Source organism: Acinetobacter sp. WCHA45 (genome assembly GCF_002165255.2).
GTDB lineage: Bacteria > Pseudomonadota > Gammaproteobacteria > Pseudomonadales > Moraxellaceae > Acinetobacter.
On record NZ_CP028556.1, the window covers coordinates 1 to 7,547 of the forward strand.

Consider the following 7,547-nt stretch of genomic DNA (forward strand, 5'->3'; position numbering starts at 1 on the left):
TTGATAGATAATTTATCATTTAATTTTATTATCTTTTGTGTATAGTCTAATGATAAATTTTATGTATTTCAGGTTAACAAGTTGTATTTCTATTTACATAGAAAAAAATATATTAAGCTTATGATAAATAAAATAAAAAAATCAAAATTTTAATTTTATAAGGGTACACTACAATCTAGATATATTCACGCGAGTATATAAAAATTCCAATCATGACTAAATTGGAGTTAAAAATGACCTTTATTCATCTACATCTTTTGATAATTTTCTTTAAGCTTATCTCTTTATTCATTAGCCTTGATTTTGTAAGTGCGCTCATAACGATTTGCTTTACGCAGATGCTGATCATCATGTTTTTAATTACTCGCTTTGGAATGGAGGTTAAGTAATGCAAATTTTTGGTTCACTTCCTCCTGACTTAATCACTGACATTCTTAATCCATTTAGCGCAGGTAGGTTTACTGGTTTGCATATAGCAGCAATTAAATGCCTATTTGCGCTTGGCTTAAAAAATAACTTCAAAACAAAAGAAGTCTCTTTGTCTCTACAGCAATTAAAGGATTTAACTGGTTTAAGTAAGCCAATGGTTATTAGAGGAATTAGAAGGTTAATTGAGCTGGGGATAGTTCTAAAGTTAGATCAAGATAAAACGAACATTGTGAACAAGTACAAGTTAGTTTTTACAGAACGTAGGTTTACTAAAATTCCATATGCTCACTTACTAGATCGTTTGCCTTATTTTCCCAATAAAGGGATCTATGTTTTAACTGCTTTAAAGATCTATCTGATTTTGCTACAAGTTAGAGAAAACAGCTCTAAGAAGGTGACGATTTCTTATTTTCGATTTTCTCATTATGGGATTAGTCGGAAGTATGTCAGTAAAGCCTTAGAGATTTTGATTACGAATGATCTAATCTCTATTTCCAGAGATGTGGATGAGAATGGTTGTTTTGTTAAGAGCTGTAATAACTATCTAATTAAAGGCTTAGTTTTAAGCCAACCAGCAACGTCAATTGCTAGTTAGTTTTTTTTCCTTCCTGAAGTAGAGCACTGGTTTTATTAATGATTTTCTATATTATGATTTCATAACATATAAAAGAGGGATGAAAATGGGGTTCTTTGATTCAATATTTGGCGATGATTATAAGTTAATGAACTTTGAACGAAATGGGAGAGTTTTCTCATTCAAAGGGAAAATACTTTTTGATTTTTCTTCAACTAAAATATATGAAACCGATAATGGACAGTTTTTGATTGTCTACAATTCAAATAAAGACTTTATAAGCACTAATTTCGATGGGCTTTTTCAGCATGAAACATTGATAAGCGGACAAAGGTTGGCAAAGGAATTTGCTATAAAGTTTGGGGTTGATTACTTCAACAAGTATTGCCGAACATATGGGGGTACTCCACCAACTGTTGCTCATCTTTATCCTTCTAAAAGATCTGTTGGGCAGAATAATGATCGATATTATGAGTTAGTAATATTGAGTGCTCATAAAGCTATTAATTGTAATACGGAAGGTGAAAAACTCTATTTTCTTACAGACGGTTCATACTTTTTTGATGGTGGTTTACATATTAGTAGTGATGGTGAGCTACTAGAAAATGCTGAACATATTAGATTTAAAGGCAGTAGTTCGCCATATATATCTGAGTTATTAGAAGTTTTTAATAAAAATGGTGTCCATCTCAAACACTTGAAATAATTATTTTAGGAAGATGCTTTGTAGGTATGACATGACTTACAGAGCAAACCTAATTCATATAGTACATGTTAATTGATGTATATTATTGTTCATTAGAATATAACAGTAGTGAACATCTATGAGCAATATTTCAATTAATCAGGCAAGTAAACTGTTCAAGGTTAGCCGTAATACTATCTATGCTCGCATTAAGAAAGGTGAGATAACCAAAAACAGCGATGGTAATGTTTCTGTTCAAGATATGATGCGTTTATTTGGAAATAAGGCAGATAAGAAAGCGACAGAACAGGCTGTCAGTGAGCTATTGAACACTGTAAATAATACTGAGCAGTTAATTGAGCAACCTAAAAGCAATAATGAACAGCTTTTACAGCAAAAAATTGAACAATTGGAAGGACAAGTTGAACAACTTGAAAAGCAATTAGAGTACGTCAAAGCAAACGAAGCTTGGCTTAAACAGCAATTAGATCAGAAGCTCATAGAACATAAGAATCATGAAAAGAAAGGGCTGTTAGGTCGTTTATTTGGATAAGGTGTGTCATACCCAGACCTAAACTATGCTATATTTTAGGTGTTAAAAGGTATTACCTTTGGAGGTAAAACATGCCATCAACTACTCAAGCATCTAATGCACCTAAACCTAGTGGCATCACATCGGTAAAACTAGGACACAGAAAGCACGTATTAGCCCAAATTGCTGAATTAAAGCAAAGAACTGTACATAGCCTAGTGGTTGAAGCTGTGGACGCTTATATTGCTCAAATGCAAGCAAAAATGGAATATGAAGCTCAAGCTATACGTTCTTTTGAGAATTACCAACAAACAGGCTTGCATGTAACGCATGACGAGCTACAGGCTTGGGCAGACAGTTTAACCAGTGATACGCCTTTAGAAGCTCCAACATGCCACAAGTAGTTTATACCGAAGAATCTAAACAAGATTTAGTGCGTTTTGCTAATTTTTTGGTAGCAAATGAAGCAAAGGAACAGGCAAAAGCGGTAATCACTGTTATTTTGTCGAACGTGAAAAAGTTAGAAGAATTTCCCTTAATTGGGCGAATATATCCAATTGAGAATAAGGATTTTAGAGAACTTAAAATTAAATATGGCAGTAGTGGCTATGTTTGTTTGTACTCTTTCGATCCAATAACCGACATTGTTTTAGTCCACGCTTTTAGACATCAAAGAGAATTAGGATATTCCGCTTTCTAATGATGCCAGTGGATAGATAAGGAGCTTTTCACGGTTATCTGAATAATTAACCGTTAGAAATTTCTTATCTGCATAGAATTATGATACAAATATTTTAGACATGAAAAAGCCCGTATTTCTTCCCTCGCCAAAGTTTAGAAATACAGGCTTGAATCCTTAAATCATATGAACCGTGAAGCTCATACAATCTGAGAATAATAATACAGGTTGTTTGAGCATTTGCAAACAGTGAAGTTATGCAATGCAACAATTATCATTAGGCTTAGAACAATTTACAGGCAATCTTCCCAACAAGCCCTATTGCTCAGACAATATGGATTTCGGGTTACAGATTCGTCCTAAGCATTTAGCTTTGCTTAAACGCTATATTCAGCCTAATCACCCCTATTACACGCATTTCTTTGTTTTTGATTTGGACTATCCAACAGCATACATTGATTTCTTTTATTCAATGGTAGGCGTACCAGTTCCTAATTTAATCGTAGAGAATCCAGAAAATGGACATGCTCACTACGTCTATCAGCTAAAAACTCCTATCTATCACACTAATGCAAGCAACGATAAGCCCATAAAGTACGGTAATGCTGTCTATTTGGCTCTTAGATCTGTATTGAATGCAGATATTAGTTACAGCGGACTTATTACTAAAAACGCTGTACATAAGCATTGGCGTACCCATGTTTTACGTGAACAACCTTACACACTTGATCAGCTTTCTGAACGCTTAGACTTAACAACAAGGCAAATCAATAAACAAATCAAAGTTGATGAAGCTGTAGGGCTTGGTCGCAACTGCTGTGTGTTCCATACAGTACGACATTGGGCTTATGTTGAGGTGCGACAATATCGAGGTCGAGATAACAAGTTCAATCAGTGGCTTGAATCAGTCATTGCTCAATGCTGTTCAATCAATGCTCAATTCACTGATCCATTGCAGTACAACGAAGTGAAAGGCATTGCTAAATCTATTGCTCGTTGGGTATGGAAACGTGATGGCTACGCTTACCAAGAGTTTATTGATCGTCAGACACGTAAAGGGCAGTTAGGTGGTAAAGCTAAAGCTGAAGCATATAACGCTAAACGTGCTCAAGCAGTACGTTTGAAGGGTAAAGGTTTAAACAATACACAGATAGCAAAACAGCTTGGTGTAGCTCGTTATACAGTGATTCGTTGGCTTGATGGGGTGTCACAATAGCCTAAATCAGATATTAGCCCTTTGGGCTGTTTCTAGCGTTTCGCTGTGTTGCTATTCCATTACTTGTTTTCTTATTTTGCGGAACGGTGGAAACAGCTTTCAACCGACTGAAGATTTTAATTCTCAATGAGAGTCACAGAGGGCGTGGAGTATTTTATTACTTTTTTCTTGCCTGAAATATGCTTATGTCTAATTGACAAACTTTTAAAAAACAATTATTTATATATAAATAATATAATAGAAAGTAATAAAATTATTTTAGTAACATCTTACACAATCTGTTTTCTTTTCTAGAATTTCAATAGAACGCTAGTGTGACCATCTATTCTTTCGTTCACACATACTTTTTGTCCACACTAATTCTTCTTATGTAATGTTTATTAAATTCACAATGGAAAGAGAGCGGAGCTTTAAAAAAAATACCTCTGCCTGAAACGGAGCATTTATTTTAAAGGGTGGGGGCTCAACAGCTTTATCCCCTACCATTTGTGAAGGTACTTCAAATAATACCTAGTATGTGTTCTTAGCCTTGTGAAAAAAATTATCTGAAATTATGATTTTACTAATGTTGCTTTAAAAGCTCCTCATTTGCTTTTACAGCTCGTTTAAGTATTTGTGGTGCAAGTGCATGGGTGTTGCATCTATCATTTAACCTGAGCGATTCTGTGAGCATCAAAGAATGGTTGTGATTCCGTTTTGTGTGCTGTGTAAATTAAAAAGATATACGAATCAACAAATGAGACATTTATTTTATGTTGGTTATTATTCCTAACTGATTGTTATATATTGACATTTTTGTTAATTTAATATAATATATCAAAATATAAGTAAACATTAAGTTTCTGAAATAATATTTATGTAAGTTATAGAAATATAACAATATTTTTCATAAAATGACATTAATAAAAAAATAAACCCAATTTAAATCAATGATTTTTAATTCTCTGTTTTTTAAAAAAACATGCCCTTAACATAATCGGTATAAGGCTTTAACACATATCAAAATAAATTTGGTTAAACCTACAGATCTATATCTATCTTAATATCTAATTATTATTAATTAATTCATATATTTATATCTATCTCTTTATCCATCTAAACAACAAAAAATAGTACTTATCTCCTATCCATCTTTTAATGAGTAAATTAGTCACTACTAGCAATTTTTTAAATTATCCAATAAATACAAAATATCAAATAAAACAATCAAATATGAAAGATATATATCTAGCTCTAGCCCATGCTAGGGATAGTATAAATCGACCATTAGCCACTAGGTACACAGTATCTCTTAACAATGATCACAGTTTCGATATTAAGAAGCTGACCAGAATCATTAAAAATACATTTAAGGAAACAGGATTTTCATTCATTTATAGCTTTGAATATGTTGAAAAAAAAGGCTTACACTTGGAAATGATGATAGTCACTGATCAATCTAAATACAGTCCTGAACAGGTTAGAAAGGTTCTGATTAAAGCATTGATCAATATGGATGGTGTTGTTATCACGACAGAGAATGACTATACAAAGTTAGCTCTTAACTATCATCAAGTTAGAAATGAGTATTTAGAAACAGGTGTTAAAGCAGGTCACAACTTAAAAAATGAGGTTCATTTTAAAGCATGTGTGTATCGAGCTTCCTACCTTGCCAAGCAGGACAATAAACAAGAAGTACAGTACAAGAAAAAGTTTGGAACAATAACAGGATAACAATAAAAATGATTGATATGGCACAATATGAAATTAACTCAGCATACAATAAGTTTTTGAATAAATTAGTATTATGGTCTTATTTATATAAGAGAGTTGAAGCAGGCAGGACACAGGGATTTAGTCCAGGAATGGACTATGAAAAGATGATTTCATTTCAGGAAAGAGTACAAAAATTATTGCCCGATATGGAGAAGTTGGACAGGTCTAAGATTCGATCTTATTACCCATTAGTTGATGATATTGCTTTGATTCAGTATTTCAAAGATACAGTAGAGGGATAACCAAGTTTGGTTATTCCCTAAATTCTAATTAGATTTGAAATGTGTAAATATATAACGAGTATTTTTTACTTGGTTCTACGAGCTATCCTACGAGCCTGTGCAATCTCAAGTTGTTTTTTTATAGTGTAAATACGCTCTAGAAATAGCTCACTAAAATCTAATAAGTCTTCAGTTTCTTCTTTTTGTGTATTTCCATCATGAGCTGCGTCATTACCATCTAAACGAATATGATGTACGTAATCTTTTAAATCTAAAGGAATTATCCCTTGCTTTATTAAAAACTCAATACGATTAAATAATTTATCTTTCTGTGCGGAATTAGGTTGATCTGTTGGATTTTTATTAGATTCTAACCATTCATTTAATAGTTCTTTTGTAGTTAAATCCAAACAAAGCCTAAACATAGCTCCACTAGCTGTATAACAATTTAGTGATAGACAAGTAGTTGCTTCATCAAAAACTGATTTTATATTACTAGGTACGTGTTCTGGACAGGGCGTAACGGCTATTCTTGGTGGAATAAGAGTACTTCCTATAGAAAAGTATAAAGATAGATTGAAATCTTTGAAATCTTCTAATTTGGTAACCTTTGGTAAGTGTTCATTCAAAGGATACGGGATACTTGATTTTTGAGTTAATCGAAAAACTGTAGGTTGATTACAATGACTACATACAGCAAGTATATCTATTTGATAATTATTGATTCTATTAAATCCTTTATTATCTAACCTAAGATTTGTTGCTCTGCAATAAGTACAATTCGATATAATAAAACTCATTCTTATCCTCTTAAAACTCGATATACAGTAGCTACGCCACAATTAACGGCTTTTGCTATTTCTTCTTTTGTTAAACCTTTATTATTTAACTCTTTAATTCTAGCATGTTTAGCTGTATCTGCTTTCTTTCCACTTGGCTTATATCCACTTCTTTCTAAACCCTGTTTAATACGTTCTCTACGCTTGTCATTGTCTAGTCGAGCCATAGTAGCCAATAAATCTATAAGCATATTATTTACTAGGTTCAGGATAGAGCTTGTAATGGTATCTGTTGAACTAATAAGCATGTGTGTAGTTGGTAGATCAGCTACAACTAGCTTTAAGCCCTTTTCTTTTATACGTCCTTTCAATACATCAAAGTCAGTTTGAGAAAGCCTAGATAGGCGGTCTACGCTCTCAACTAGTAACGTATCGCCGTTCTTTGATTCATCTAATAGCTGATTTAATACAGGTCTATCCAACTTAGTGCCTGATTCATTCTCTACATATTCGTTCACATCTCCTTTAATGGATTTAGCAAATTCTCTTAAATCATCTAATGCCCTTTCTGCATCTTGATCTTTGGTACTGGCACGTACATAAATTCTAGTAGTCATTTCTCTATGTGTTTTTAAGTACTATGATAATACTATCATTTAATTTATTATGATAGTCTA

The 7,547-nt window shown here is 32.9% G+C and carries 10 protein-coding genes; 8 read left to right on the forward strand and 2 right to left on the reverse strand.

What is annotated here, in order from left to right; genetic code table 11:
- Nucleotides 1-388: 388 nt before the first annotated feature.
- The 8 genes from CDG55_RS00005 (at nt 389) to CDG55_RS00040 (ending at nt 6,112) form a co-directional block, all read left to right on the forward strand.
- Complete coding sequence (locus tag CDG55_RS00005) at nt 389-1,024, forward strand: hypothetical protein (protein WP_087537501.1); 636 nt, start codon at nt 389-391, stop codon at nt 1,022-1,024.
- 85 nt (nt 1,025-1,109) lie between these two features.
- On the forward strand, nt 1,110-1,709 hold the full coding sequence (locus CDG55_RS00010; protein WP_087537502.1) for a hypothetical protein: 600 nt from the start codon (nt 1,110-1,112) through the stop codon (nt 1,707-1,709).
- Nucleotides 1,710-1,827: 118 nt separating this feature from the next.
- Complete coding sequence (locus CDG55_RS00015; RefSeq protein WP_087537503.1) at nt 1,828-2,241, forward strand: plasmid replication DNA-binding protein; 414 nt, start codon at nt 1,828-1,830, stop codon at nt 2,239-2,241.
- A gap of 71 nt (nt 2,242-2,312) precedes the next feature.
- Nucleotides 2,313-2,624 (forward strand): hypothetical protein, encoded by a 312-nt coding sequence (locus CDG55_RS00020; RefSeq protein ID WP_087537504.1) that lies wholly within the window; start codon nt 2,313-2,315, stop codon nt 2,622-2,624.
- Entirely contained in the window at nt 2,612-2,920 is a 309-nt protein-coding gene (locus tag CDG55_RS00025) for a type II toxin-antitoxin system RelE/ParE family toxin (protein ID WP_087537505.1), read from the forward strand. The genes CDG55_RS00020 and CDG55_RS00025 overlap by 13 nt, the downstream gene beginning before the upstream one ends.
- Before the next feature lie 241 nt (nt 2,921-3,161).
- The gene (locus CDG55_RS00030) at nt 3,162-4,115 is read left to right on the forward strand and encodes a replication initiation protein (RefSeq protein WP_087537506.1); all 954 of its coding nucleotides are present in this window, start codon (nt 3,162-3,164) and stop codon (nt 4,113-4,115) included.
- Nucleotides 4,116-5,252: 1,137 nt separating this feature from the next.
- The gene (locus tag CDG55_RS00035) at nt 5,253-5,828 is read left to right on the forward strand and encodes an inovirus-type Gp2 protein (RefSeq protein ID WP_087537497.1); all 576 of its coding nucleotides are present in this window, start codon (nt 5,253-5,255) and stop codon (nt 5,826-5,828) included.
- Between the two features lie 8 nt (nt 5,829-5,836).
- Nucleotides 5,837-6,112, forward strand: a complete 276-nt coding sequence (locus CDG55_RS00040; RefSeq protein ID WP_087537498.1) for a hypothetical protein — start codon at nt 5,837-5,839, stop codon at nt 6,110-6,112.
- Nucleotides 6,113-6,177: 65 nt separating this feature from the next.
- Here the strand turns inward: CDG55_RS00040 and CDG55_RS00045 are convergent, their stop codons facing one another.
- Together CDG55_RS00045 and CDG55_RS00050 are read right to left on the reverse strand one after the other, a co-directional pair.
- Entirely contained in the window at nt 6,178-6,891 is a 714-nt protein-coding gene (locus tag CDG55_RS00045; protein WP_087537499.1) for a DUF4145 domain-containing protein, read from the reverse strand.
- Nucleotides 6,892-6,893: 2 nt separating this feature from the next.
- Nucleotides 6,894-7,487, reverse strand: coding sequence for a recombinase family protein (locus CDG55_RS00050; protein WP_087537500.1), 594 nt, complete (start codon nt 7,485-7,487; stop codon nt 6,894-6,896).
- Between the last annotated feature and the right edge of the window lie 60 nt (nt 7,488-7,547).